Annotated in this window: 22 protein-coding genes, 1 pseudogene and 1 riboswitch; of the genes and pseudogenes, 6 read left to right on the forward strand and 17 right to left on the reverse strand. The window is 47.2% G+C overall.

The genetic code is table 11. The features are described from left to right. Window positions 1–4 precede the first annotated feature (4 nt). The 9 genes and pseudogenes from AC1TPC_RS16310 to AC1TPC_RS16350 all read right to left on the reverse strand — a co-directional run bounded on the left by AC1TPC_RS16310 (window position 5) and on the right by AC1TPC_RS16350 (window position 9,315). Window positions 5–958: an ABC transporter permease gene (locus tag AC1TPC_RS16310; RefSeq protein WP_482067883.1), complete on the reverse strand. Its 954-nt coding sequence runs from the start codon at window positions 956–958 to the stop codon at window positions 5–7. Window positions 959–1,090: 132 nt separating this feature from the next. Then, window positions 1,091–1,966 carry a helix-turn-helix domain-containing protein gene (locus tag AC1TPC_RS16315; RefSeq protein ID WP_482067884.1) on the reverse strand — a complete coding sequence of 292 codons (876 nt, stop codon included), beginning with the start codon at window positions 1,964–1,966 and terminating at the stop codon, window positions 1,091–1,093. A 231-nt stretch (window positions 1,967–2,197) separates the two neighbouring features. Beyond that, window positions 2,198–2,323, reverse strand: a pseudogene (locus tag AC1TPC_RS16320) (MMPL family transporter); the annotation flags it as partial. A gap of 47 nt (window positions 2,324–2,370) precedes the next feature. Further along, window positions 2,371–3,189: a protein-glutamine gamma-glutamyltransferase gene (locus AC1TPC_RS16325; RefSeq protein ID WP_482067885.1), complete on the reverse strand. Its 819-nt coding sequence runs from the start codon at window positions 3,187–3,189 to the stop codon at window positions 2,371–2,373. A gap of 302 nt (window positions 3,190–3,491) precedes the next feature. Continuing rightward, window positions 3,492–5,222, reverse strand: a complete 1,731-nt coding sequence (locus tag AC1TPC_RS16330; protein WP_482067886.1) for a methyl-accepting chemotaxis protein — start codon at window positions 5,220–5,222, stop codon at window positions 3,492–3,494. Beyond that, a complete protein-coding gene (locus tag AC1TPC_RS16335; RefSeq protein ID WP_482067887.1) occupies window positions 5,203–6,891 on the reverse strand; it encodes a pyridoxal phosphate-dependent decarboxylase family protein in 1,689 nt (562 codons plus the stop codon). Before AC1TPC_RS16335 ends, AC1TPC_RS16330 begins: the two co-directional genes overlap by 20 nt. A gap of 116 nt (window positions 6,892–7,007) precedes the next feature. Then, window positions 7,008–7,093: riboswitch (cyclic di-GMP riboswitch) on the reverse strand. A gap of 399 nt (window positions 7,094–7,492) precedes the next feature. Continuing rightward, window positions 7,493–7,753, reverse strand: coding sequence for an ATP-binding cassette domain-containing protein (locus tag AC1TPC_RS16340; RefSeq protein WP_482067888.1), 261 nt, complete (start codon window positions 7,751–7,753; stop codon window positions 7,493–7,495). 162 nt (window positions 7,754–7,915) lie between these two features. Beyond that, on the reverse strand, window positions 7,916–8,695 hold the full coding sequence (locus AC1TPC_RS16345) for a Cof-type HAD-IIB family hydrolase (protein WP_482067889.1): 780 nt from the start codon (window positions 8,693–8,695) through the stop codon (window positions 7,916–7,918). Between the two features lie 170 nt (window positions 8,696–8,865). Continuing rightward, window positions 8,866–9,315, reverse strand: coding sequence for an SRPBCC family protein (locus tag AC1TPC_RS16350; RefSeq protein ID WP_482067890.1), 450 nt, complete (start codon window positions 9,313–9,315; stop codon window positions 8,866–8,868). 132 nt (window positions 9,316–9,447) lie between these two features. On the opposite strand from AC1TPC_RS16350, the gene AC1TPC_RS16355 reads away from it, so the two are divergent. Together AC1TPC_RS16355 and AC1TPC_RS16360 are read left to right on the forward strand one after the other, a co-directional pair. After that, window positions 9,448–10,254: a DUF6597 domain-containing transcriptional factor gene (locus tag AC1TPC_RS16355; protein WP_482067891.1), complete on the forward strand. Its 807-nt coding sequence runs from the start codon at window positions 9,448–9,450 to the stop codon at window positions 10,252–10,254. 163 nt (window positions 10,255–10,417) lie between these two features. Further along, window positions 10,418–11,248: a hypothetical protein gene (locus AC1TPC_RS16360; RefSeq protein ID WP_482067892.1), complete on the forward strand. Its 831-nt coding sequence runs from the start codon at window positions 10,418–10,420 to the stop codon at window positions 11,246–11,248. Window positions 11,249–11,306: 58 nt separating this feature from the next. On the opposite strand, the gene AC1TPC_RS16365 is transcribed toward AC1TPC_RS16360, so the two are convergent. From AC1TPC_RS16365 to AC1TPC_RS16375, 3 genes are all read right to left on the reverse strand, one after another. Next, on the reverse strand, window positions 11,307–12,905 hold the full coding sequence (locus AC1TPC_RS16365; RefSeq protein WP_482067893.1) for an ATP-binding protein: 1,599 nt from the start codon (window positions 12,903–12,905) through the stop codon (window positions 11,307–11,309). Between the two features lie 289 nt (window positions 12,906–13,194). Next, window positions 13,195–14,331 carry a bifunctional cystathionine gamma-lyase/homocysteine desulfhydrase gene (locus AC1TPC_RS16370; RefSeq protein WP_482068010.1) on the reverse strand — a complete coding sequence of 379 codons (1,137 nt, stop codon included), beginning with the start codon at window positions 14,329–14,331 and terminating at the stop codon, window positions 13,195–13,197. A gap of 1 nt (window position 14,332) precedes the next feature. Next, entirely contained in the window at window positions 14,333–15,253 is a 921-nt protein-coding gene (locus tag AC1TPC_RS16375; protein ID WP_482067894.1) for a PLP-dependent cysteine synthase family protein, read from the reverse strand. Window positions 15,254–15,543: 290 nt separating this feature from the next. Between AC1TPC_RS16375 and AC1TPC_RS16380 the strand changes: the two genes are divergently transcribed. After that, window positions 15,544–16,986, forward strand: a complete 1,443-nt coding sequence (locus tag AC1TPC_RS16380) for a DHA2 family efflux MFS transporter permease subunit (protein ID WP_482067895.1) — start codon at window positions 15,544–15,546, stop codon at window positions 16,984–16,986. 89 nt (window positions 16,987–17,075) lie between these two features. Here the strand turns inward: AC1TPC_RS16380 and AC1TPC_RS16385 are convergent, their stop codons facing one another. The 5 genes from AC1TPC_RS16385 to AC1TPC_RS16405 all read right to left on the reverse strand — a co-directional run bounded on the left by AC1TPC_RS16385 (window position 17,076) and on the right by AC1TPC_RS16405 (window position 23,586). Then, complete coding sequence (locus AC1TPC_RS16385) at window positions 17,076–17,750, reverse strand: methionine ABC transporter permease (RefSeq protein WP_482067896.1); 675 nt, start codon at window positions 17,748–17,750, stop codon at window positions 17,076–17,078. After that, window positions 17,740–18,768 carry a methionine ABC transporter ATP-binding protein gene (locus AC1TPC_RS16390; protein ID WP_482067897.1) on the reverse strand — a complete coding sequence of 343 codons (1,029 nt, stop codon included), beginning with the start codon at window positions 18,766–18,768 and terminating at the stop codon, window positions 17,740–17,742. Before AC1TPC_RS16390 ends, AC1TPC_RS16385 begins: the two co-directional genes overlap by 11 nt. 73 nt (window positions 18,769–18,841) lie before the next feature. Beyond that, window positions 18,842–19,672 (reverse strand): MetQ/NlpA family ABC transporter substrate-binding protein, encoded by an 831-nt coding sequence (locus tag AC1TPC_RS16395; protein WP_482067898.1) that lies wholly within the window; start codon window positions 19,670–19,672, stop codon window positions 18,842–18,844. A gap of 829 nt (window positions 19,673–20,501) precedes the next feature. Next, window positions 20,502–22,415 carry a threonine--tRNA ligase gene (gene thrS, locus AC1TPC_RS16400; protein ID WP_482068011.1) on the reverse strand — a complete coding sequence of 638 codons (1,914 nt, stop codon included), beginning with the start codon at window positions 22,413–22,415 and terminating at the stop codon, window positions 20,502–20,504. 388 nt (window positions 22,416–22,803) lie between these two features. After that, window positions 22,804–23,586, reverse strand: a complete 783-nt coding sequence (locus AC1TPC_RS16405) for a helix-turn-helix domain-containing protein (protein ID WP_482067899.1) — start codon at window positions 23,584–23,586, stop codon at window positions 22,804–22,806. A 105-nt stretch (window positions 23,587–23,691) separates the two neighbouring features. Between AC1TPC_RS16405 and pyk the strand changes: the two genes are divergently transcribed. The 3 genes from pyk (at window position 23,692) to AC1TPC_RS16420 (ending at window position 26,217) form a co-directional block, all read left to right on the forward strand. Then, window positions 23,692–25,107 (forward strand): pyruvate kinase, encoded by a 1,416-nt coding sequence (gene pyk / locus AC1TPC_RS16410; RefSeq protein ID WP_482067900.1) that lies wholly within the window; start codon window positions 23,692–23,694, stop codon window positions 25,105–25,107. Between the two features lie 172 nt (window positions 25,108–25,279). Then, entirely contained in the window at window positions 25,280–25,576 is a 297-nt protein-coding gene (locus AC1TPC_RS16415) for a hypothetical protein (RefSeq protein WP_482067901.1), read from the forward strand. Window positions 25,577–25,842: 266 nt separating this feature from the next. Further along, window positions 25,843–26,217, forward strand: coding sequence for a hypothetical protein (locus tag AC1TPC_RS16420; protein WP_482067902.1), 375 nt, complete (start codon window positions 25,843–25,845; stop codon window positions 26,215–26,217). Window positions 26,218–26,365 lie beyond the last annotated feature (148 nt).

Below are 26,365 nucleotides of genomic sequence, written 5' to 3' on the forward strand. Positions count from 1 at the left end.
TTCTCTACCACAAGCTGTTTCCTGACCTGCGAGCCAAATAGTTAGCCCCGGCTAGCAAACCGACACTAATAATCGCTTTAAACAGACCGGCAGCCGTAGCGTAAGAGAATCGGGAATTATTAATGCCTACCCTATAGACATAAGTATCGATAACGTCGCTTACATCGCGCAGCACAGGGTTTCCCGCCAGCAGCAAAATATCCTCGAACCCGGCATTAAGCAAGTTGCCGATTGCCAATATGGAGAACACAACGATTACGGGCATGATGGAAGGAACGGTAATCGACACGATTTGTCTCACTTTGCTCGCTCCGTCAATAGAAGCCGCCTCGTACAAATGAGGATTAATGCCCGCGATAGCGGCCAAATAAACGATGGAAGCAAAGCCGATTTCCTTCCACACGCCAGTCGTAACGAGAATGGCCCAGAAATACTCTGGCATAGACATGAAGTTAAGCGGCTCTTTAATGAGATGAAGCTTTACCAGCAATATATTCAAGCTCCCATTGTCCGTCGAGAGCAAGGAAACAACAAAGCCCGACACGATTACCCAAGAGAGGAAATGCGGCAAATAGCTGATCGTTTGAACGATGCGCTTGAACATGCGGTTATTGATTTCGTTCAGCATCAGCGCGAGTACGATCGGCGCCGGAAATCCTACGCCAAGCTTCAGCAAGCTGATCACCAATGTGTTGCGCATGACCGTCCAAAACTCTGGTGCATGAAAAAACATTTCAAAGTGTTTGAAGCCAACCCAAGGGCTATTAAGGAAGCCTCTGAAAATGCTGTAGTCCTGGAAAGCCATCAGAACCCCGTACATGGGAAGGTAGCTAAATACAAAAATGAAGAGCATTGCCGGTATAACCATGAGTTGAACATCCCACTGTTTTATGAATCGTCTTATGCTTCCCGTCTGCTTGTACACATTTTGCTCTGTACGAATATCGGTTTGCAGCATGGTTTCCCCTCCTTTTTGTATGTTAGATAAGATGACGTTTTGCGTTACATATTTACTATTTCTTTATTCTAGCTTCCAAAATGAGCTCATTCTCCTCTAAAACGATTGTTAACCAGCACTTTCTTACTGTTTTCATCCTGTGCGTCTTCTTGATATTTTGGGAGATGCACCAACATGCTTCTTAAATAAGCGATTAAAATTAGACAGGCTGCGAAAACCGCATTCCAGTGCGATATCCGTTATTTTCATATCACTGCTCTCAAGCAGCCTGACTGCATGCTCCAAGCGAATATGAATCAAATACAGCAAAGGGGGCGTCCCGACCGCGTGCCGGAATAGCTCGCTGAAGCGCGAAGGGCTTAAATAAACGAGTCCCGCAAGCTCCTCGAGCGTCCATTGATAAGCGAAGTTTTGTTCCATGTCGTTAATAACCTTGCGCATTTTGTCCAGCTTCGCGGGTCCGATGCTGTCCTTGCCTCTCCTTACAACCTCCCTGCGGAAATAGCGGTTCACATAGGCGAGAAAGCGGAGCATATTGGAATAAACAACAGAGCCGTATGAGCTTCCGCCCTTGTCATGCTCCTCCTGAAGCTCAAGAAGCAGCCCTCTAAGCAGGTCCATATGCGGCTCCTCCCGATCAAGCAGGTTAGTAAAATGCACGCCCATTTCCTTGAACGGGCACAAAATTTCCGGATCGTACCTTAGACTGCTAAGAAACCACGAGGCTTCGAACGATATGACTTGCATGACCAAGTCCTTCGTCTCATATGCGCAGTGCAAATCATTGGAATTAATAAGAAGAATGTCTCCTTGCTGGAACTCAAAGGTTCGCCCGTTGATAATGTAATAGCCCGTCCCCGACTTAATGTAATTAATCTCCAACACATCATGCCAATGAAGCTTCTGATAGTAAGCGGTAACGCCTATCGTATCCACCACCTGAATAGGATAATGCTTAGCTAACTCCAGCTTTTCCCTCGGGATTTTCCCGCTTCGCAATAAGGTCATCGTAACCACTCCTTCGCTTCAAATGTTCAAATGATCGCTGTTAATTAACATGCATATAACGCAAAATACTTTTTACAATGTCTGTTTTTCATCCATTTTATCTTATTTTGTGTCAAATAACCTTACATCTACTAAAATATTATCTCATAAAAGTAACATATATGTGACGCCGATGAATAAAAAAGAAAACCCCAAAACATAGGGGCTTCCTCATCAAGCTAAGCGAATCCGTCAGGACGCTAACTTATTTTTCCGTTTAAACAAAACCGTCATCAAAGCTGGCAGCAGCATCCCTCTAACGAGGAATGTATCGATCAAGATGCCTAACGCCATCATGAAGCCGAATAGAAACAACTCCTGCCTCATCTGGTCCAACTGCTTGAATTATTAATCATAATACTGATTTATAAATAAAGGTACTCGCCGCCAATCGTCCCAACGACCGGGTATTCCCGTTCCTCGTTCAAAGCCTCCCACCAAGCATCCCTCACCGAAAGACCGCGCAAGTACTCGAAATCCGGCGTAACGACCAAGTCCTGAAGGTATGCTGATATCGTACTGCCTTCCCTCCGCATGCGATTTAGGGCGGCAATAATATCCTGTCCCGATTCAATGCCGATGCCGTGCCCAAAATACAAATTATCGTCCAGCATAACGACGTTCTCGCCCTGCCACTCCGGCGTTTCCGGGTCATGCTCTGGATTTTTAAAATAGAGCACATCTCCGGGATAAGCTTCGTTTTTATTATAAGTCGTAATTAAGCGCAAATCGCGGTCATACTGCCAGTCCCGTAGAAACAGGTTTTGGAAATACGTATTAAACACCGCTTCTCCAACCGTATCAAGCACCGCCTTGTAAAATATAATGATAATTGCGCCCGCGCATTCAAATCCATACAGATGCCCATTTTCAAAAATATCGTTTATACCAACAGAAGGCAATACGCCTCCATTTAGCTGAAAGCCGCCGTTTTCCGTCCGCGTCCAATAGCGCTCATTGCACTTTGATCCCTCGAAGGTCGCGAAGTTCGCTCCGCCCGCGTATAGCGCTTTAGCTGCCTCTACGATATGCGTTCGCATTTTCAGCTCAAATTCCAATGCATCGACAGACGGATACCGATAAACAACCCGACTTCTCTGCTTGGCTTGCAGCATTCTTCTCTCCAGCTCTGACAGCGTAAGCGGATTAAGCGAAAACGTAGGACTACCCGAAACAAGTATCACCGTCGTTCTCCTCCATTTTTTCGATTTTCCATTAGGTTATTGTACGTGTGAAAATCTTTTTTGTGAGAAGTGATTCCGCAAATCCGAAATCACTTGCAGCATGCAGTCGAATCTACAACGTGTAAGGAAAGCATTGAAAGAGAAAAATAGCATTCGTGTGCAATAAAAAAAAAGAACCGCCGATCTAAGGATCAGCGGTTCTCTTCATTTCTTCAGCATATGCTTTAGTTTGGCAGCTTTCCTTCGGAAGTACCGGAACCGAAAAGAGTTTTACAACCAACTAAGAAATGCGCACTTTCTAGTTATTTCTCAATCTTAAAATGCTTGACTGACTCTTTGAGATCAACAGCGAGCGAAGAGAGCTGTGCGATTGCTGCGGATATTTCCTGCATAGCCGCACTTTGCTGCTCTGCTGCAGCAGCAACTTCTTCCGTACCTGCTGCTTGTTCCTGCGTAACGCCTGAAATTTGCTGCATAGCCCCGGATATCGATCCAAAGGAGCCGTCTACCTTATCCAGAGCGTTCAGCATATGATCCGTGTGTGCATAGAAATGCGTTACGCCGCTATGAATGTCTTTAAAGTTATCGTACGTTCCTGTAATCCACGTCAAGCCTTGATCAGCCGCCTCGCTGCCTTCTGCAATTCGTTCAATCACTAGCCTGCTGTTGTCTTGGGTGCTGGAGATGAGCTCCGTTACAGACAATGCAGCTTCTGCGGACTGCGCTGCCAACTTTTTCACTTCGCCCGCTACAACGGCAAATCCACGTCCAACTTCTCCCGCACGAGCAGCTTCAATTGAAGCATTTAGAGCTAACAGGTTGGTTTGCGATGAAATGTCTGAGATGATCGTAATAATTTCGCTAATTTCCTTGGAGCGCTCATCAAGCATAGCTGCCGCTTCTTGGGAGTGCGTCATCGATTGCTTAATGACATTCATCTGTTGAAGCGTATGCTCAACCAAATTTTGCCCTTGTTCCGATTGCTCCTGTACCTGGCCCGCAATACTTTGCATATCCTTCATGCCGCCCGATACGCTCTTGATTTCGGAATTGATGTCAATAATGGTTGTATTGCTGTGAGAGACACTGACAACAATGTCGTTGATGCCATCGCTCATCCGGTTAGTTGAATCCGCGACCATCGCCGCGCTATTTGTGGACTCACTTGCTGACTGGTGCAGATGATGGCTCGTATCCGCTATTAGAGTAGAGGAAGCGATAACCTGATGAATAAGGTTTTTTAGACTTTGAATCATCGAGTCAAAGGAACCGGCCAGCTTCCCTATCTCATCACGGCTAGTCACAGCTATAGTCGTTTGCAAATCACCCTTGGCGATTTTTTCCGTTGCAACCATCAATTTACGAAGTGGATTTGTAATAATTCTACTGATTACGACTGCTAGGAGACTGCCTACAACAAACATGACAATCGTAATAATGAAGGAAGTCAGCTTAGCCGACGAAGCCGTTTTGGGTACGATAGAAGCATCTAAGTCAATGCCTAGAATTCCGTAAGCTTCCCCTTTTTGATTGACTAGCGGTACAAAGACCGATTTATGCGTACCGTACTCATCCTGATAGATTGGGCTAAGGACAAGCTTGCCAGCGCTCATTGCTTCTTTCATCTCAGAAGTAAATGGATACGGAGTGCCAAAATCATCAGGGATACCCGATAGAATCAGAATACGTTCATTTTCTTGACTCCTCGACAAGATATAAATATTTTCAAAACTATGAGCTACTTTTAATGCTTCGAATTGCTCTTTTACTTTTGCATAGTTAGGATCCTCTGCACTAGCCAGTTCTACTTCTGTACCTGGTATGGATGAGAAGGCTTCTGTAGCAATTTGAATGTCGGTCTTGAGACGTTCATCGAACTGGTCTATTAAACTTTCTGTCAAGTTCTGATTAACGATGTAACCCGATATAGCAAAGGCAATACATGTGATGAGCTGAAGAATAAAGATACTAGTTGCGATTTTTACAGAAAGATGTTCCTTAAACCATGCAAAATTAATGATAGACCTCTTCATGTTGGATACCTCCAGGATGTTTGCACCGATATTCTTTGTATGTCTCTTGCACTCTCAACTTTAAATAGTTAACGATTTCTTCAACGTGCTCAAGCTGTGTGTATGGAGATATGACAAACAGTTTTGTAGCATACAAGGCGAGACGTTTCCCATCAGAGGTTGGCACGTAGAGATGCTTCTTTGTATCGCCAAAGAACATCTTCCCTCTCTCTTTGCCGAGAATTTCAAAAAGAATTTCATTTAATTGGTTCGTTTGATCCACTTGGTCGTAGGATTGCTGCCCGCTAAGCTCGCTCTCATAGCCGTTATGCCCGTTGCTATAAATTCGAAAAAGTGTAATAATGCCAGCATTATCCGGATTAACGATGATGGCTTCCGGGATTTCGCGAGTGAGTGTACGTCGGAACGCTAGGTTGACCTCGACAAACTGAGCAAGAAGCCGTTGATAACCCTCAACTCCAAATGCTAGGAGCGCGCTGTATATGCTGATTGAGCTGCCCATTCTTGAGCATTCCAGCGTATAGCTGGTGTGGTACTGCCCATAACCGCGATGTCCAACGTATGGAGTCTCGTCCGGGTCCAAATCTACGAGCTTCAAATCCGCAGCATTTTTAACTAAAAACAAACTTGTCGAATATGGCGTCTGCCCAAGCTTTTGAAAGTCGAAGCAGAGCGAATCCGCCAAATGCAGATGCCTCATTCGGCTCTGAATTCCCTTTAAGCTGGTCAAAACCTCTTCATGAAAAGATAGCGGATTAAGTGTAAAATCATATTCGTTAAAAAAGGCAAAAAAACCGCCAAGAGCCGAGTCAGCATGAATATGCGGACGTGGAATGCCAAATTCTCTTGCAAGCTGAACAGTCATACCCGTAATTTCTTCAAGGTCATCTATCCCCATTGCATCGGTCGTTCCCGTAGTCGCAACAATAAAGATAGGAATTCCTCCGGATTGAATGACTTTCTCCATTTTTTCCTTCAAATCCGACACATTCATCGAACTGTCTTCGTTCGTTTTCACTTTAATAAGATTATCGCTGCCTAGACCCGTTGCTTCCATCGATTTATATAGGCTGTAGTGTGCCGCTTCGGAGCAAAAGGAGTATAAATGGCTAGGCGCTCCGCTCTTGGAAGCAGCAGACGAGTATTTGTTGATGGCTAACCGCAATGCAGTAAATATAGCGCCTTGGCCTCCCCAAGTCGTATATCCTCCGCTTACTGCAGCGTTATATCCAACAAGCTTAGACATCATTGTGACAACCTTGACCTCAGCTTCAGCGCCCGCAGGACCATATACATCCCAAAGATTGTTCCCGTTTACCATAAAAGCAGCCAACATGCCAAGTACGCCAGGAATACTCGCCATTGGTAAAATGTTCGTAAGAAAATACTTCGTATGATAAGGGTGAGCATAAAGAAGTTTCAGCAGCTCTTTATTTACGTCTTGAAGCGGTTGGCCCGTACTAGGAATGCGGCTTTCTTTCACGATTTCACTGTAAAAAGCAGGCCCCCGATCTTTTTGACCTTTAAGATAGACCGATTCTGGATCTTTTAATTCATCTACACCCGTTACAATTTGACTAATTAGTTCTAAAAAATTATTACGTTGTTTTAAGTTACCGTCATCGCTAGGGAAAAGATTGCGAATATCAGATGTAATGATTTTCTCCATTAACTATCCCTCTTTCTCTTTGCTATTTCTATAATCCCCAGTAGAATACTTCAAAGGAAAAAATAGCATAAGTAAAAAGGATACAGGCTCATAGTCACAGCTATACGGCTTGCTTGATTTGCAACTGGCTGACATTTCTTCTTCAGAAGTAGTCCCTATAGCTTTGCGTCGCCACTTTTCAGTGGTTTTGCCTGATATTCAATTTTAAATGCCCATAATTTCCCTAGACAATATTGGCAATCACTGGATTGATTTAGGAACATTCTACTATTTTCCAGTTATAAGATCAACACTTATATAATAATCTTCATCGTATTTCATCATAATTCGACAGATTCATCTTTAGTATTCTCATGTACCTCGTCGTGAGTGGTCGTTTAAGCAAAAAAACCGCCAAGCAATAAACCTAACCGGTTTCGGTTCCTTTCAAAAAAACGACCTTGATCATAGATTGATCAAGGCCGCTTTTTCTGTAATCATTTCTGTTGCATAACGTGCATTAAACAGCTTTCTTGCGAAGCGCTAGCAGGCTAATACAGCCCCATAAGATTAAGCAAAGCAATGCTGCCAAGTGCAGATGCTCCCACAGCGTAAAATATTCTTAGAATACCGGTTGTTCCGGCACATAGGAATACCGTTTATTTTGGCCGCCAATCTCGATTTCTCCGCTTACATATGCCATTATCCCTAGAATTGTCTTGATCGTCGTGCTTTTGCCCGCTCCGTTAGGACCAATCAGGCCAACAAGCTCTCCAGGCGCTACCTCCAGCTTAATGCTGCGAATAGCCGGCTTTTCTTCCTCATAGCCTGCCTCCGCAATCGCGACGCGAAGCACATACTCCTGCTTGCTCGTACTATCCATCAGTAAATAACCGCCTTTCATGTCGCACTCTAAAGATCATCTACGAATAGTCTTCCCAGAAAGTTCCATTCCTGTCCATGAAACGCATACAGCCCCGTCTCACGAAGAGACAGGGCTGCTTTTGTATTTATATGAACCGGTAAATGGCAGGCAGGAATGAATCTACTTTTGCAATAATCCCGCTTCTATTAAACCATTGCGAATTCCTTGCTCATCAACATGCGTCGTCACATAATCGGCAAATGGCAGCAGCTCGGGGTGGGAGTTGCCCATAGCGACGCCGAATCCAACCGTCTCCAGCATCTCTTTATCGTTTAACCCATCGCCAAATGCAACTGCATCTGCCGCAGTAAGGCCTAACTTATCCAGCAGCGCCTCGATACCCTGCGCCTTTGATCCGCCTGCGGGCAGGACATCAATCGCCTGCGGGTGCCAGCGAATGAGCTTTAATTCCGTATGCAGCCCGTCATACAAATGCTCCTCATGGCTTTCGCAGTGGAGAAACACTTGATAGATGCCATCCGTCTTCCAAAATTCCGGGTTGTAGCCTGGCAGATCAACCTTTAGCGATTTGACCGATTCAATAATAAAGGGGTGATCCTCTTTGTCCGCGAAATAGTTATGCTCGCCTTCAAATACGAGTCCGTGATTATGCTCAGCGGCTGTCTTAACGAGTGCTTCCAGCCGGCTCTTCTCGATCTCGCGTCTATAGAGCGGGGTTCCCTTGTAAACAACATAACCGCCATTAAGGCATACAAATGATTCAATTCCTAGCTGTTCAGCGAGCGGTTTAATGAAATATGGCGCTCTGCCCGTAGCGATAACCGGCTCAACGCCGCTTTCCTTCAGCTCCGCGATCGCCTTGATCGTATCCGCCGGTATTTCCTTCTGTTCATTGATCAACGTTCCATCGATATCAAAAAAAACGATTTTATAGCCCATTCCGTCTTCTCTCCTATCCGTAGTCGCAGACGTATTCCGCCTGTCCTTTTTATACAGTATAAAGAATCAAGACCTTAAAAGGAATCTTCTTGCACCGAATGAAAAAAAATGAGGCCGTCCCTTGAGGTCATTACCTCTTGGAGCAGCCTCGTTATCGATTTCCCTTATGCTTACCAACCGAAGTCCAATCCTTTGCCTGTCTCGATAAACGTTTTTATATTGCTTAGTATCATCCACCACTGGCTATCGACGGTCTCCAGCGAGGGATGGTTTTCGGTAAAGTTATTATTGACTACAGTAAGCTTGGTTGTCGCACCAACTTCTTCTAATGTGAAGCTGATCGTGGACTCCAGTTCCGCATGATTCGGTCTGTAAGAAGGACCTGGATGCTCTAAAACGGTAAATATTTTACCCGGCTCATATGCTAAAATAGTACCATAGATATGAACGGTCTCATCACCATCTGTACCTGGGCCGACATATTTATAGGACGACCCTGTTTCAAAGGCAGATTCAATAACGCAGCCAAAAAAAGTTTGACGCGTTCCTTCCGGCAGCACAAGCGCAGACCATACCTTCTCGGGCGTTGCACCGATATAAAACTCATATTTAAACTCCATGTCATACACTCCTTCTCAGAATCGATATAGGGTTGCTTGTACTCGGCTGCGCTTTCTATTCGCAGTATACCGCTATACAAGTAGCTAGTATTGTAAAAACGCGACATAACGACCAATAGGAGTGATTCATTCATGAATACAACGAACCAAACGCGCAGCATGGGTATTTTGCAGATGAACGAGGGCGAGAAGAAATTCCAGCTTTCCCGATATGCCCCTTCTGAGCCGCTTCGCCCTTTCGTTAAGCACTACTGGGTCGTGAGCTGGAATTTGGAGGGCGATCCTCCCTATTTGCAGGATGTCGTTCCAAATCCTTGCGTCAACATGGTTATGGAGATGGATAGAAGCGGCATCTATGGCGTCGCCAGCCGCATGTATACGAAGAGGCTCGAAGGCAAGGGACAAGTATTCGGCGTTAAATTTTTGCCCGGCGGCTTCTATCCTTTTATCAAGTCGCCGCTCTCCAAGCTTACGGATCAGGCCTTATCGGTTGAAGCTGTATTTGGCATAGAAGCTCTCAGCTACGAGCAGCAGCTTCATTCCACGGCTGATACAACGAGTAAAATCGCGCTCACGGAAGCCCTTTTTCTACAGCGGCTGCCAAGGCAGGATGATGCGATTACCCTTATCAACCTAATCATTTCGCGCATCCAGGAGGATCGCGAGTTGACCAAGGTGGAGCAAATATGCGAAGTATTCAATTTGAACAAAAGAAAGCTCCAGCGCTTATTTAACCGGTATGTTGGGATAAGCCCAAAGTGGGTCATCAAGCTGTACCGTTTGCAGAATGCGGCTGAAGCCATAGATTCTGGAAGCCATCCCGACCCGCTTAAGCTGTCTGCCGATCTCGGCTATTACGATCAATCCCATTTCATTAAAGATTTTAAATCCATGATCGGCAAAACGCCGGATATGTATGCCAAACCGTCTGCCTTATAGTTATCCAATCGCTTGACGGCGGCCCGGAGCATCCTGTATATTGATAGAAATCAATGAAATTGTACGGCTTACGATGGAAGCACCCGTAAGAGATGGCGCATAGCGCCTATCTTGCAGGTGCTTTTTTTGCGTTGTTTGCCAAAATCAAAGGAGGCTTCACATTATGCGCTTTGTCTCAAGGTTTGCCGCATTATCGATTGCCCTTATACTCCTGCTTCCGCTTGTAAATCCAGCAAGCCTTGCAGCCGCTTCATTCGAGTTTGGTGTTACCGTCAGAACCGCCTTTGACAAAATGAAAGGGGCTGCGGATAAACCGACCGCAGCCAAGCTAACGTCGCAATATACCGAATTGCAAGCTATACAGCGGCTGACAATCGACTGGGATGCGAGGATAAGCAAGCTGCATTATCAGAATGAAGAGGCCATACTCGCAACACGCAAGCGAATAAAAGATGTAAACGCGGACAAGCTGCTGAAGCTTGAAGAAGCAGTTGCCCAGGTCAAAATGAAAAACGAGCCTTTATTTAGACTTTATGATTCATTAAATCAACAGCTGAGCATCGCTAAATCGTTTAAGGACAAAACAATTGTCAATGTGCTGAGGCCTCAGGTCGAAACGACTAAAGCTGCCGTTTCGCTTGCCAAGCTTGATATACGCAGCAAGGAAGCAGCGCTTAGGAGCGAGAAAGCAAACACGGTTAAAATGATCAAAAAGCTTCGAGATCAGTTGAGCGGCATCGATTCGATCAAAGTAAAGATCAAAGCTGGCAACAGCTCTGTTAGCCGTACAAAAAAACAGTTTGCTACAGAGACCTCCATTTTAAACCAAGTGATCAAAAAAGGAGATGTTACAGCGACACAAAGCTCCTTTATAAGAATACTCGCTTATTTGCAGCAGATTAACGATCTCAAGCAAAACACATATGGATATGAGCAGCAGACGATGGCCATCCTTGCAAAGGTCGATGCGCAGATCGCCGCCCCATCGCAATGATGCGCAGCAGAAAGCGCGTCTCGGCAACCGAAACGCGCTTTCTGCATAATCTTATGTCTTATTCGCTCGGGAACCATACTTCAACCGTCGTCCCTATCTCAAGCTCGCTTGATATGACAAGGCGACCATTATGAGAGGAAATAATTTTGTCCACGATCATCATGCCTAGTCCGTTCCCGTCACGCCTAGTCGTATGAAAGGGCTGTCCAATACGCTGCAGCACTTCATCCGTCATGCCAACGCCGTTATCGGCAAACCGCATCCGTTGAAAGCCTTTGACCGCATCCAGCTGAATGCGAATCTCCCCACCGAAGGGCAGAGCCTCTATCGCGTTTTTCATAATATTTAAAATAACCTGCTTTACTTGATCACGGTCGCATTGAATCGTCTTCCGTTCCTGAATATCGCAATGGATTTGAATGCCGTTCATTTCGAGCTGCATTTCAAACACGGAAAGCACATCTTGCAAAATCATAGAGCATTGCTCATCTTTGTACTGTACCGCCTGCGGTCTTCCTAATATTAAAAACTCGCCGACAATGGCGTTCATCCGCTCAAGCTCAGACATCATCAGATTGTAATAATCAGGATTGGTTGTTTTACTGGACAATTGCAACATCCCCTTAACCGTAGTCATGGGATTGCGAATTTCATGCGCGATGCTGACGGCAATCCGGCCTGCAAACACTAGCTTCTCCGTATTGCGCAGCAGCTCCTCCGTCGTCTTCATCTCCGTAATGTCCCGCAAACTGCCAACCACTCTTGTAAGATTTCGCTCATTATCATAGATCAGCACCACATCGAGCATGTAATGGTGCTGTAAATTTCCCACCTGCAATGCAACCTCTATTCCTATGCATGACTCCCTGCTGCTAATAACCTGTTCGAAATAAGGTCCAATACTACTTCTTTCAAATACGCTTGTCCCTAAACAGCTGTCTTTCCAGTCCGTACCTTTGCCGAGTATGGCGGCACCGTTATCATTCATGTCAATAATCGTTCCGAGCGCATCTGTGATGACCACGCCATAATAATTGGTGTTCAGAAGAACCTGATTCAAGATTTGAAGCTGGGTATTATTTCTTCTAAGCAGCAGCTCACGCTCAATGGAGTCGACGATCGTACATAAAAGAGCAAGCAGATGAGGATGGGTGAATTGTATACCAGTCATCAAGGAGAGGGTTCCGAGCAGCTGCCCGTTATCCTTATTGTAGATTGGTGTCGTATAACAGGCGAGCTGATGCAGCGCCTTATGGAAATGATCCTCGCCAATGAGCTGAATAGGCCCATTGCTGCGTATGCATAAATCGACCGAATTCGTACCGATCTCTTGCGAGAAGCGCAATCCTTCAACAATACCTAACTGACGCACCGTAGCGATAATGGAGGAATTCCCTTTAAATTCAAGAATATAGCCCTCATGATCTGAAATGGCGATAAAGAAAGGGTCTCCTGATACGGAGGACAGAAATTTTTCCACAAAAAAACCGATAACCTCGATAACTTCTCTATATTGGCCTCTCTGCGCTTCCAGCTCCGCATCAGAATAGCATTCTGTATAAATGGGGAGTTCATCTGGGTTAAGGCCTAGCAGCACGCAATGTTTATGCGATTCTATGATTCTATCGTTATTTGACATTTCAATTAACCTTTCCATAGGGGCATGCTTCCATATAGTTGGACATTAACCAATATTCGAGCTATACCGTTCACAATCCTTCCCAGATTTATTAAAAATCGTTTATATTTAACGGGATTCACCAAAATGAGAAAAGAGTAAAAAAAATTCAACATTTGAAACGGGCATGTCTATAAAAAATGCCATCAAAAAGCGATTCCATTATGGCTTAGAGAGCCATAGTGGAGCCGCTTTTTCGGGCAGCTGCATGAATCTTAGCGGCAAAAGCTATGCGCCTATCCCTTTTGCCGCTCTCATAAATGATGGTTTATGCTTCCAAGCTTTGCGCAAGGTCTGCAATCAGATCCTCGCTATCCTCAATGCCTGCTGATATGCGGATTAAACCGTCGGTAATGCCTAGCTGCTCCCGCCGATCGCGGGGGATCGAGGCATGTGTCATTTTGGCAGGTACAGATATAAGACTCTCCACCGCCCCCAGGCTCTCGGCAAGCGTAAAATATTTCAGCTTACGGATGACCTCCGCTGCTCGCTCCGCGCTCCCTACGTCAAAGGATATAATGCCGCCGAACCCGCGCGCCTGCTGCCTTGCCAGCTCATGCTGCGGATGACTCGGCAGTCCAGGATAGTGGATGCTCTTAATGGAATCAAGTCCCGACAAATAGGAAACGATTGCCTGTGCATTTTCCTCATGGGCTTCCATCCGAAGGCCAAGCGTCTTTAAGCCGCGCATAAGCAGCCACGAGTCCTGGGGACCAAGCACGCCGCCTGTTGCATTTTGCACAAAATGAAGCTCTTCGCCCAGCTTCTCGCTATTCACAACAGCCAGACCTGCCACTACATCGCTATGTCCCCCAATGTACTTTGTTGCTGAATGCAGCACAATATCCGCCCCAAGCGCAATCGGCGTCTGCCAATAGGGTGTGCTGAACGTATTGTCGACGATAAACAGCAAATGGTTGGCCTTGGCATAGTCGGCTGCTTTTGCAAGGTCTGTCACTTTAAGCAGCGGATTCGTTGGCGTCTCCACGAACAGCGCCTTCGTATTCGGACGAACCGCTTCTTTGATGTCCTCCAGCCTCGTCGTATCCACGAAGGTCGCTTCAATGCCTAGCCGGCTGAGCACCTTCGTAACGATCCGATACGTTCCCCCGTACACATCATCGGTCAAAATAATATGGTCCCCCGCGTTCAGCAGCGAGAAAACAGCGTTGATCGCCGCCATTCCCGAGCTGAAGGCAAAGCCCCGTGCACCTTCCTCCAAATCGGCAATATACTGCTCGAGTGCATGGCGCGTCGGATTGCCGGTGCGCGAATATTCATAGCCCTTATGAACGCCAATATCATCCTGCTTATAGGTGCTCACTTGGTAGATCGGAACGCTAACCGCACCGGTATGCGGATCAAAGGGATTGCCTCCATGAATAAGCTTCGTTTTCCGCTTCAGCTTAAGCACCTCCATAAATCTGTTTGCTTAAATACCGTTCGCTGCTGTCTGGGAAAATGGTAACGATTCGGCTGCCGGGCGCAGCGGCCTCTGCCTCAAGCAATGCGGCATGCAGCGCGGCGCCCGACGAGCTGCCGACAAGCAAACCTTCAAGCTGCGCCAACTCCTTCACCCTTGCAAAAGCATGCTCATCCTTAATCGTATGAATCGCATCAAAATACGAGCTGTCCATGAACGAGGCCAGCTTCTCGACGCCGATTCCCTCCGTTCTATGCGGGCCTGGCGCTCCGCCGCCAAGGATTGAGCCCTCCGGCTCCACGATAACCGTCTTCACATGTGGACTTTGCTCCTTCAAATACCTTGCAGTTCCCATGAAGGTGCCGCCTGAGCCTGCTCCGGCGACAAAAACGTCAATCTCCCCATTCAACTCCCGCCATAGCTCTGGGCCGAGCGTTTTATAATAGGTTGCAGGGTTAGCCTCATTCGAGAACTGTCTCGGCGAGTAGGCGCCTGGAATTTCTTTCAACAGCTCCTCCGCCTTCTGAACCGCACCTATTATGCCAAGCTCCGCTCGCGTATTTACGATATGAGCGCCAAGCGCCCTCATCAGCTGCTGCTTCTCGATGCTGAACTTGTCTGGCACAACAAAGATCGTGGACACGCCGCGTCCGATTGCTGCCAGAGCGAGCCCTATGCCTGTATTGCCTGCCGTTGCTTCTATAACCGTGCCCCCAGGCTGCAATTGCCCGTTTGCGAATGCCTCATTCAACAATTGAATGCCAAGGCGATCCTTGACGCTTCCCCCCGGATTTAAGCACTCAAGCTTCGCATAAAGGCGTACGCCGTTTGGAAGCACATACCCTTTAAGCTCAACCAGAGGCGTATTGCCGATAAGCTCGTGGACATTTTGATACACAGCCATCCGCAGTCCCTCCCGCGATATCCCATTTCCTCTTCCGCTCATCCGTTGATTGGTCCATACCTTAGGTCTATACCCTTCATCATATGAAGCTGCTTCTCTTTGTGTTATGCCCTGCAAACCTTCTTTAAACGGCCCTGCCTAGAGCTGCAATGCCTTTTCTTAAGGTGAACCATAAATAGTTCTATCGCTTAATACAACTTTTCAATAATGGCTCATTATTCCAATGTGCTATACTCCCTTTATGCTTCAGAGCCAATCGATTTTTCTTCATAAAAATAGGAGGTGAACGATTGTCAGCGGGACTAACCGAGAAATTAAACAAGCCCCTTTCTGCAAAGCAGTCGTTTTGGCCTGCACTAGCGACCCTCTTTTTCGGCTCATTCGTCGGCATGTATCATGTCGTTTCGCTTAATGTATCGTTATCCGGCTTCATTGACATTTTTCAAACGGATTTGGGAAAGGTGCAGTGGATTGTGACGGGGTTCTCGCTCGCCTGCGGCGTTATTGCGCCTGTCAGCGGCTATGCGGGGGATCGGTTTGGAGGAAAAAAGGTTTTTCTATTTTGTCTATCCGGCATTACGATTACGTCTGTGCTGTGCGCCCTTTCATGGAACATATACGCGCTCATTGCGTTTCGAATATTGCAGGGCATTTTCTGCGGACTTATTCAGCCTGTATCACTGGCCATGATTTATCGGACCGTTCCGGCCGAGAAGCAGCCTATTGCGGTAAGCATTTGGTCGTTCTCCACCATCCTTGGAACGGCGCTTGCCCCGTCGATCAGCGGCTGGCTGCAGGACTATGACTGGCATCTCATCTTCCTTGTGACCGTCCCTATTGGCATTGCAGCGATTATGATCGGCATTCGGATTCTCCCTTCCAATCCTATTAATAAGGAAACCAGGCTGGATCGTCTCGGCCTTGCGCTCGCTGCTCTTGGCAGCTTGTCGCTATTGCTGCTCTTCGGCAATATCTACGCTTGGGGCTGGCAGTCCGCCGCGTTTTGGATATGCCTAGTTGTGGGTGCCGGAAGCGCGGTATGGTTCGTTATACACCAGCTTCGCACGCCAGCGCCATTGCTCCAGCTTCACTTATTTCGCAACAGGACGTTTACGGCAAGCTTGATTATCTCGCTCATCCTTTCCGTTGCGCTATATTCGGGCATTTACTTCGTCCCGCTTTATTTGGCAGAGATTCATGATCTAAGCTCATTCCATATCGGCCTCCTGTTCTTGCCGGGGGCGGCTTGCTTAACCTGCGCAACCTTCTTCTCCGGCCGATATTACCATAAATTCGGTCCCGCTGCGCTTGTGATCGTTGGCAGCGCCATTCTCATTATGACAACGTATATGTTCAGCCGTCTCCAGCTCAGCACAAGCTTGCTTACGATTATGCTCATCATCGCGATCCGCAACACTGGAACTGGACTCGCGCTGACGCCTGTAACCAACGCCGGCATGATGGCCGTCCCGAAGGAGCTGTCCGGCCATGCATCGGCGCTCATTAATTGGCTAAGGCAGGTGTTTAGCGCTATGGCGCTTGGATTGTTCACCTCGTTGTTCTATGCTCGGCTAGCTGTTCATCAAGCTCGCTCCTCGGAAAGTGAGTCGAGTGGCCTGCAGGCTTATACGATGAGCATTAATGATGCTTTCCTCTTGTCGGCTGTCATTATTGTAGCGGCGCTGCCGCTTGCCCTGCTGCTTCGCAAACGGCAGCTTTCCCGCAGCGATTAATTTTCAAACCCAAACAGGACTGTTTTGACGCGGCGGATGTATGAACCTGCAGCGTCAAAACAGTCCTATATTTTCTGAGGGTGCTAGGCTTAATGCTTGCGCAGCTTCTTCGATATTCGATTGCCGAGCGATTGCATCAGCTGCACCAGCAGAATAAGAATACTGACGCATACGTACATCACATCGGGCTCCCAGCGCTGATACCCGTAACGAATCGCCACGTCGCCGAGGCCTCCAGCACCCATCACCCCGGCCATCGCTGTTGCTCCAATTAGACCAATTGTAGCGATGGTCAGACCCAGCACAATGCCCGGCCTCGCTTCCTTCAAAATAACCTTCCAAATAATTTGCCGCCGCGACGCGCCCATCGCTTGAAAAGCTTCGATTACGCCGGGGTTAACCTCCAGCAGAGCCGATTCAATAAGTCTAGCAATATAAGGCGCCGTATAGAAAACAAGCGGAACGATGGCTCCCTTGACCCCGATCGTCGTATGTACAAGCCATTTCGTAATCGGAATGATTGCTATCAAAATAATGATAAAGGGTACAGAACGAACGATATTTATTGACGTATTCAACAAATAATAAAGCGTTTTGTTCGCATAAATATGATTCGGTCGCAGCACGACAAGGCTCACGCCAAGAAATAAGCCGATGATCGTCGAGAAAAACAAGGAATAGCCGACCATCGCCGCCGTTTCGCCTAACGCCTCCGTATAGAGATCCCGGTTTTCAATAAGACTGTCCAGGAAGCTATTCAGCATGCTCAATCACCTCCACCTGCATGCCATTTTGGACCATATACGCGATGCCTTCCTGTACGATAGCCTGGTCACCAGGCAAGCTTATAATGAGACAGCCAAACACGGTGTCTTTTATTTTCGTAATATTGCCGTACAAAATACTCGGCCGGAGCTGAAAGCGCACCGTCAAATCCGCTAAAATCGGCTCGTTCACCGTCTCCCCGACGAAAGAGATGCGCAGCAGCTGGCCCTTTTTTGCATGACTTGAGACTATCGGCAGAAGCTCCTTCGGCAATTCAACATCAAATACGCTTTTGGTGAATTTTTTGGTCGTATCCGTCTTCGGATTTGTGAACAGCTCCAGAACGGTACCCTGCTCCACGATCACCCCATCCTCCATCACCGCCACTCGGTCGCAGATCTTCTTTACGACATACATCTCATGGGTAATGAGCACGATTGTAATGCCGTAAGTGCGATGGATATCCTGCAGCAGATTCAATATGGAATCGGTCGTTTGCGGATCGAGCGCCGACGTAGCCTCATCGCATAATAAAATTTCCGGCTCATTGGCAAGCGCTCTTGCAATAGCTACGCGCTGCTTCTGGCCTCCCGACAATTGGGCGGGGAACGCTCCCTTCTTATCCTCAAGTCCGACAAGCGACAGCAGCTCGGTTACTCTCGCTTCAATTTGCTTCTTCGGCGCGCCTGCGAGCACGAGCGGTGCGGCTATATTTTGATAGACGGTGCTCGACATCAGTAAATTGAAATTTTGAAAAATCATGCCGATCTTGCGCCGCATCATCCGCAGCTGCTGCTCATTCAGCTTCGCCAGCTCCGTTCCATTCACGCGAACGATGCCCGTAGAAGGGCGCTCCAAATAGTTGATGCAGCGCAGGAGCGAGCTTTTGCCTGCCCCGCTGTAGCCGATAATGCCGAATATCTCGCCTTTGCGAATATGAAGATTGGCATCCTTCACCGCGTGGACGGCTTGATTGCCTTGCTGATACGATTTGCTTACACTCTCGATCCAGATCACGGTATGAATGCTCCTCTGCTAAAATGTTAAAAAAGGTCCCTTCGTTTAAGAAGAGACCTAACCCTTTACCTAACTACCAAGACGCAACGATATAAGTGCCGTATTTTTCTTCTACATATTTTTTCACCTGGTCGGAATGATACGCTTTGATGAGTCTTTGGAATACGGGCTTATCCTTGTCCTCGGTTCTTACTGCGATAATATTGACCCAAGGCGAATCCTTAGGCTCGATGAAGATCGCATCCTTCGTTGGAACAAAGCCCGCTTCCACCGCGTAGTTCGTGTTAATAACCGCTGCCGTCAAGTCGCCGAGCGCCTTCGGAATGAACGCTGCATCCAGCTCCTCGAATTTCAGGTTCAGCTTATTCTCCGCGATGTCGCGTACGGTCGCTTTAATGCCAACGCCTTCCTTCAGCTTAATAAGGCCTGCATTTTCGAATAGAATTAACGCCCTAGCGCCATTCGTTGGATCATTCGGCAAGCCGATAACGTCGCCTTCTTTGATTTCCGACACCGCTTTGATTTTCTCGGAATAGAAGCCGATCGGAAAATTAAGCGTATTGGCGATTTTCACGATATCAAGGTTGTTATCCTTCTTGAATTGATCCAGATACGGCTCATGCTGGAACGCATTGGCATCAAGCTCGCCCTCTGCCAGCACTTTATTTGGCTGTACGTAGTCATTAAATACAACGAGCTCGATATCGAGGTTATCCTTTGCAGCAACCTCTTTCACCTGCGCCCAAATCTCTTCCTCGACACCTGCCGATATGCCTACCTTTAACGTTGCCTTTTCACCATTTCCATCGCCCGCCGCCTCATTCGCGCCCGATTTGTTGCCGCATGCTGCAAGTGCGAGCGTTAACGCCAGCGTCAGCACGATGAATACCATTTTTTGCTTCATTCCAAACTCCCCCTGCTTCATAATGTTCAAGATGTTCAAGACCATTAAGCTTCCAGACAAACAAAAAAGCTCTTATTAAACAGAAATCGGCCAGTGTGGCCTCTCTGTAAAATAAGAGCTTTTAGTCGTCTAATCAGCTCAATTCCTCATTATTCCAATGTAGTTACTATAGATTAAATAGAAGGCTTCTGTCAACGATTTATTTATCATTTAGATGCTAGCGCTTCCAGTTTTGGGTAAATGGTAGAAGTGTAGTCTAACCTACTGCAATCAAATTAACCAGGCATCTTTATATGCCAGCATCCTTGTAAGACCGCATCATTATAGGTCAGTATCCTTGTAGGTCAGCATCCTTGTAGGTCAGCATCCTTGTAGGTCAGTATCCTTGTAGGTCAGTATCCTCTTTATCCATGAGGTTAGACCCTTTGCTAGTGGACAGATTTAGCAGGAAATTCTCCCGTTAAATTTTCAAAATGGAGGAAAACGGACCATTTAGATGGAAATTCTCCCGTTAAAAGTAGTAATTTTACCCCAATAGGATAAAAATTAGAATATTAACAGGAGAAATTCCCTCTATTTCTGATTTTAGCCTGAAATCCCTTGAAATAACGGGAGTTTTTCCCGTTAGTTTCGCAGCCAGAGAATTTTCGGCGGGAAGTGAGCGGGTGAGTGCGAAAAAACGAGCCCTTGAATCGCTTCAAAGGCTCGCTCTTATGTCGGGGATCCTATTCAAATCCCTCAAATAGCATTTCGTTTTCCGATAATACTGCTTTCTCAGCACCCTTCACAAAGCGCGAAAGTTGCTATTTCAATCACCGGCTTAAGACATTTATGACCTAGCAAGAATTTCTTCCTTTATACGCCGCACGATCTCGCTGACCGACTCCGTACCGAGGTCGCCCTCACCCCTCTTCCTTACCGCCGCCATGCCTGCATTTTTCTCATTCTCGCCTAGTACGAGCGTGTATGGCACCTTCGCAAGCCCAGCCTCACGGATTTTATAGCCAAGCTTCTCGTTGCGAATATCCACCTGCGTCCGGATGCCCGCTTCGGCAAGCGCCTGCTTCACTTGCAGAGCATAATCGATGTACTTCTCCGAGACAGGCAGCAGCTTCACCTGCACAGGAGCCAGCCATAGCGGGAACGCGCCTGCGAAGTGCTCTGTCAACATCCCGATAAAGCGGTCGATTGAGCCATAAACGGCGCGGTGAATGACAACGGGACGATGCTTCTGGCTATCCTCGCCAATGTAAGACAGATCAAATTTCTCCGGCATTTGGAAATCAAGCTGAATCGTGCCGCATTGCCAGCTGCGCTTCAGGGCATCCATAATGTGAAAGTCGATTTTCGGCCCATAAAACGCGCCATCTCCTTCATTCACCCGGTACGGAATGCCGCTGCTATCCAGCACGCTCTTCAGCGATTGCTCCGCTTGATCCCACAGCTCCTCTGAGCCCATGAAATCCTCCGGCCTTGTCGAGAGCTCAATCTTGTATTCGAAGCCGAATACGCCATATACGTGATCGATCAAAGCAATCGCACGGCTAATTTCCTCTTCAATCTGATCTGGGCGGGCAAAGATATGCGCATCATCCTGACAAAATGTCCTCACGCGCATCATCCCATTTAGTGCGCCTGAATATTCATGCCGATGAACCTGACCGAATTCTGAAATGCGAATCGGCAGCTCCCGGTAGGAATGCAGACTATTTTTGAAAATAAGCATATGCCCCGGACAGTTCATCGGCTTAAGCGCATAACTCGTATCGTCAACGTCCGTGAAATACATATTGTCTTTATAGTGGTCCCAGTGGCCCGATTGCTCCCACATCCGCCTGTTCATCATAAACGGCGTCCGTACTTCCTCGTAATCACGCTGCCGCTGCAGCTCGCGGATAAAGTTCTCCAGCTCCGTACGAATCGTCATGCCGTTTGGCAGATAGAAGGGCATGCCCGGCGCTTCCTCGGAGAACATGAACAGCTCAAGCTCCTTGCCGAGCTTGCGGTGATCGCGCTTCTTCGCTTCCTCAAGCAGATGGAGATGCTCATCAAGCTGCGCTTTCTTCGGGAAGGACGTGCCGTATATCCGCTGCAGCATCTTATTGTCCGAATTTCCGCGCCAGTATGCACCGGCGACATTAAGCAGCTTGAACGCCTTGATCCACCCAGTGGACGGCAAATGCGGCCCTCGGCATAAATCGACAAACTCGCCTTGCTCATACAGCGTTATGACAGACGCCTCAGGCAAATCGCGGATCAGCTCCAGCTTAAGCGACTCTTCCATCCTGGCGAAAAACGCCGTCGCTTCCACGCGGCTTACTTCCCGCCTTGTAATGGACAGGTTTTCTTGAACGATTCTGCTCATTTCCGCTTCAATTGCTGTAAGATCATCAATCGACAGCGGCTTCTCAATGTCGATATCATAGTAGAAGCCATCTTCGATAACAGGGCCTATTCCGAGCTTCACAGCCTTCTCCCCATAAATACGCTTAATGGCCTGTGCCATAACATGAGCTGTACTATGGCGATAAAGCGCAAGCCCATCTGCTCCCTCGAGCGTAACGATCTCTACATGACTGCTAGCGTCAATAGGCTGGTTCAAATCTACAAGCTTGCCGTTCACTTTGCCCGCTACTGCGTTTTTTCTAAGTCCGATGCTGATCGACTCAGCGATTTGCAAGGCGGTCGTCCCTTGCTCATACTCCTTAACTGTTCCATCCGGTAATGTAATTGCAATACTCATCATGCAGCCTCCGATCGAATTAGTAGAACGCAAAAAAACACATCTCTCCCACAAAGGGACGAGTGCGTTCAGCTCGTGGTTCCACCCTCATTCGATCTGCTGCTATATGTAACTGGCTGACTGCCAGACACTTCGCTTAAGCAAGATCCTTATTGAGCATCCGATAACGGGGATGACACGGTGCTATTTACAACCGCTCATTCCATCAGCGGGTTCCATAGCACGGCTGCAAAGGGGTAATTATACAATCGATTGCTGGAGAAGCTCTCAGCCTTAGCCTCTCTCTCTGGACAGCTCGCATTGATAATCATGTCTTTGGTCGATGCCTATTTATGGGTAAATTGTAATCTGAACATTCTGATCTGTCAACCGCAGCAGGTTCACGTTATTATTCGGTGGAAGATCGCTCATGCAGGAAGTCGGACGGAGAGCTGCCCGTGCTTCGCTTGAATATGCGGTAAAAATAAGAAACATCATTGTAGCCTAAATAATCGGCGATTTCGCTGATCATCAGCTGGGATTCCGTCAGCATGTAAATCGCCGTTTTCATCCGTTGATTATGTACATATTCACTGATCGTCTGATTGGTGACCGACTTGAACAAGGTAGCGGCATAATTGGGTGTCGTGTTAATGACATCGCCCAGCTCTTCCTTCGTTACCTTCTCACGATAATGAGTGGAAATGTACTGCTTCATGCTGTCTACGCGCCGATGCTTCTCGGAGGAGATCATGCCTCGGTCCTTCTCCTGATTCAAATAGACTAGCGCTTCAATCAGCAGCGCCTCCGCCATCAGCTCATAGTAGGCAGGTTTTTCCTTGTGCTGGTTCAGAATTCCCCGCAGCCGCTCCTGCACAACCTCAAAGCAGCCAAGCCTTTGCTTATACGGCTCTTGCAGCTGAAGCAGCGTTAGTCCGCATTCCGCCGTGTTTCTTCTAAAGTTGATTACGTATTTCGTATGCACAACCGTTGGGATGCTTTTGCCATAGAACGGAATATGGTCTGGAATGAGGAGCACGTCGCCTTTTTCCAAAATAACCTTCTCCTCGTTCACCCAATATACACATTTCCCATACGTCACAAGCGAGAGGTGAAAGGAGTGCTCACGCCCCCCTCCCTCCTCGTACCAAGCTGCTCCATTATCCTGATGAGCATCCGAAATGGCTATCATGATGCACACTCCCTAGCATTGTACTATAATACATTCATTGTACTATAGTTCTCATTCTCTTTCGAGCATAAGCGTTACAATGAAAAAAACGAGGAGGCCTACAACATGCTAAAAACAAAAATTATTTGTACAATGGGTCCCGCTTGCGACTCCGTTTCGACGATCAAAGAAATGATCCAAGCAGGAATGACCGTTGGCAGACTGAATATGGCTCACGGCGAATTAGAAGATCATGTCATGCGAATGAATAATATACGGCAAGCCGCGCGGGAGCTTAACACTTTCGTGCCGATTATGATGGACATAAAAGGACCAGAGGTGCGGATCGGCAAGCTGAAGGAAGCTTCTTGCGAGCTGGTTATCGGTGAAGAGCTGATACTTACGACCGAAGATGTGCTGGGCGATGCGACTCGTCTTCCCGTTAATTACGCCGAGCTGCCGCTTGTTGTGAAGGCGAATGACCGGATTTTGATCGATGACGGACTCGTTGACCTTACCGTACTTTCCGTAGAAGGAGCGGAGATTCGTTGCAAAATCATTAGCGGCGGCACGCTGAAACCGCGCAAAGGCGTCAACCTGCCAGGTATCAAAACGACATTGCCAGGCGTGACGGAGCGCGACGTGGTGCATATTCATTTTGGCATCCAGCATAATGTTGAGATCATTGCCGCTTCGTTCGTTAGAAAAGCAGAGGATATTTTGGAGATCCGCAACATTCTTGAGGAAGCGAATGCGGGTCATGTGCAAATTATTTCCAAAATCGAAAATGAAGAGGGCATGCTCAACCTCGATGCGATCATTGAAGCTTCAGACGGTATTATGGTCGCACGCGGTGATCTTGGTGTAGAGGTGCCGATTGAAGATGTTCCGATGATGCAGCGTGAAATGATCAACAAATGCAATCTCGTAGGCAAGCCGGTTATCGTTGCTACACATATGCTGGAATCGATGCAGGTTAACCCGCGCCCAACAAGAGCGGAAGTGAGCGACGTTGCGAATGCGGTTATCCAGGGCGCTGATGTTGTGATGCTTTCGGGCGAGACAGCTGCCGGCAAATATCCGATTCCGTCCGTGCGGACGATGGCTTCCATCGCGAAGAAAGCAGAATCCATGATCGACTACAAAGAGCAATTCGACAAGAAACGCGCACAACAAAGCACAAACATCACCGAGGTCATCAGCCAAGGCGTCGTAAGCTCCTCGCTTGAGCTCAGCGCGAAAGCGATTCTGACGTCGACAGAAAGCGGCTTTACTGCGCGCATGGTATCCAAATACCGTCCGATGGCACCGATCATTGCGATTACGCAGCATGACCATGTGCTGCCGAAGATTTGCTTGCTATCGGGCGTCATTCCGGTAAAAGGCGACGTCGTAACGACAACGGACGAAATGTTCGAATCTGCGACTCGCAATGCCAAGCTGACCGGGCTGATTGAAGAAGGCGACATCATTGTCCTATCCGCAGGCGTCCCAATCGGCCAAGCGGGCGCTACCAACCTAATCAAGGTGGCACAGGTCTAACTTTATCGCTAACTGCTTGAAGCTGCGTTGTCCAAGGACTGCGCAGCTTTTTTCTATTTTGCTATCGATAGACATTCATGAAGCTTTCACAATGTACATACTTCCGCGCGGCTTGCAGAGCTTAATATAATAATAACAACACTTTACGTTATGAATCCGAGGAGGAATAGGCGTGAAAAGAGAATATACCGTCCATTTCAAAATTATTCACGGCACGGAAACGAAGATGCTTACCGGGCTCATCTACTTAGAAGAAAATACGCAGCCTACGATTCAGGATTATGAGGCATGTCTGAAGCAGTGCGGCCATGATGTGCATATCGAGAATAGCGAGCAGTTTATTTTCCGCTCCAACAACCCCGCCGACGATTATCTTATTGATGTATTGGAAAATTACAAGAAGAACGATAAGGATTTGCATGCCGACCATCTCGCTCAAAGCTTCGTGAAAAGAACCCCCTTCCTCTAACACGACATGTCATTTTATAGGTATTTGGTCTTCAAGAAGGCTGTTTCAGGTCAAATGACCATACGAAACAGTCTTTTTGTTTTGAACAGAATAGACTTTTGTCCTTTTTCACAGTTGCTTTAGTACCTATTCAATTATAAGACCTTGGAAATATTTCCAAGTGGTGCTTGTTATGCTATGCTTTTCATAGTATTAGATAAGATATTAGATAAGCCATAACATTTTAAGAAGCAACGCCCATCTTGATCTATGAAAGTTGGTGCTTCGTGAGTACTGGTGAAAACATATCCCTGGTTGTCGTCATCCTAATTTCATTTCCGCTTTGCCTGCTCGCCTTCATGGTCATCAGGCAATCATTCCAAGATAACCTTGAAGTCAAACATATTTTGAAGAACGGCATTCCATTCGATGCCACTGTAAGCTCCATTCGGCAAACCAATACGGAAATTAACGGGTATCCCGAGGTTTTTATTGGTTTAACGATACCAAGAGAGCATGCGGAGCCTTACCGCGCTATCGTTAAGACAGTCATTGATATGGTGAACAATCCACAGTATCAGCCTGGCCACAAAGTAAAGGTCAAGGTTCTGGAGACGAATGGAAGAATTAAGGTCGCCTTGGAAGGCGTGCAAGTGCTATAGCATGCGATACAACGAGAAAAGACCACCATATTCATAAGGCATAACCATTTGCTTATATAAAACCTTAAAGACGACTTTCAACTCAGCCATAATTGAAGTCGTCTTTTTGATTTCTCGCCGTATAAATTCTTCATTTCGGCTCTACAAC

It is taken from the genome of Paenibacillus sp. Y280, from assembly GCF_056786335.1.

Bases quoted from the DNA above. Each gene is read 5' to 3' on its own strand.
- AC1TPC_RS16310 (WP_482067883.1), bottom strand. From the start codon at position 958: ATGCTGCAAACCGATATTCGTACAGAGCAAAATGTGTACAAGCAGACG.
- AC1TPC_RS16315 (WP_482067884.1), bottom strand. From the start codon at position 1,966: ATGACCTTATTGCGAAGCGGGAAAATCCCGAGGGAAAAGCTGGAGTTA.
- AC1TPC_RS16330 (WP_482067886.1), bottom strand. From the start codon at position 5,222: ATGAAGAGGTCTATCATTAATTTTGCATGGTTTAAGGAACATCTTTCT.
- AC1TPC_RS16335 (WP_482067887.1), bottom strand. From the start codon at position 6,891: ATGGAGAAAATCATTACATCTGATATTCGCAATCTTTTCCCTAGCGAT.
- AC1TPC_RS16340 (WP_482067888.1), bottom strand. From the start codon at position 7,753: ATGGATAGTACGAGCAAGCAGGAGTATGTGCTTCGCGTCGCGATTGCG.
- AC1TPC_RS16345 (WP_482067889.1), bottom strand. From the start codon at position 8,695: ATGGGCTATAAAATCGTTTTTTTTGATATCGATGGAACGTTGATCAAT.
- AC1TPC_RS16350 (WP_482067890.1), bottom strand. From the start codon at position 9,315: ATGGAGTTTAAATATGAGTTTTATATCGGTGCAACGCCCGAGAAGGTA.
- AC1TPC_RS16355 (WP_482067891.1), top strand. From the start codon at position 9,448: ATGAATACAACGAACCAAACGCGCAGCATGGGTATTTTGCAGATGAAC.
- AC1TPC_RS16360 (WP_482067892.1), top strand. From the start codon at position 10,418: ATGCGCTTTGTCTCAAGGTTTGCCGCATTATCGATTGCCCTTATACTC.
- AC1TPC_RS16365 (WP_482067893.1), bottom strand. From the start codon at position 12,905: ATGGAAAGGTTAATTGAAATGTCAAATAACGATAGAATCATAGAATCG.
- AC1TPC_RS16375 (WP_482067894.1), bottom strand. From the start codon at position 15,253: ATGGCTGTGTATCAAAATGTCCACGAGCTTATCGGCAATACGCCTCTG.
- AC1TPC_RS16385 (WP_482067896.1), bottom strand. From the start codon at position 17,750: ATGCTGAATAGCTTCCTGGACAGTCTTATTGAAAACCGGGATCTCTAT.
- AC1TPC_RS16395 (WP_482067898.1), bottom strand. From the start codon at position 19,672: ATGAAGCAAAAAATGGTATTCATCGTGCTGACGCTGGCGTTAACGCTC.
- thrS (WP_482068011.1), bottom strand. From the start codon at position 22,415: ATGAGTATTGCAATTACATTACCGGATGGAACAGTTAAGGAGTATGAG.
- AC1TPC_RS16405 (WP_482067899.1), bottom strand. From the start codon at position 23,586: ATGATAGCCATTTCGGATGCTCATCAGGATAATGGAGCAGCTTGGTAC.
- pyk (WP_482067900.1), top strand. From the start codon at position 23,692: ATGCTAAAAACAAAAATTATTTGTACAATGGGTCCCGCTTGCGACTCC.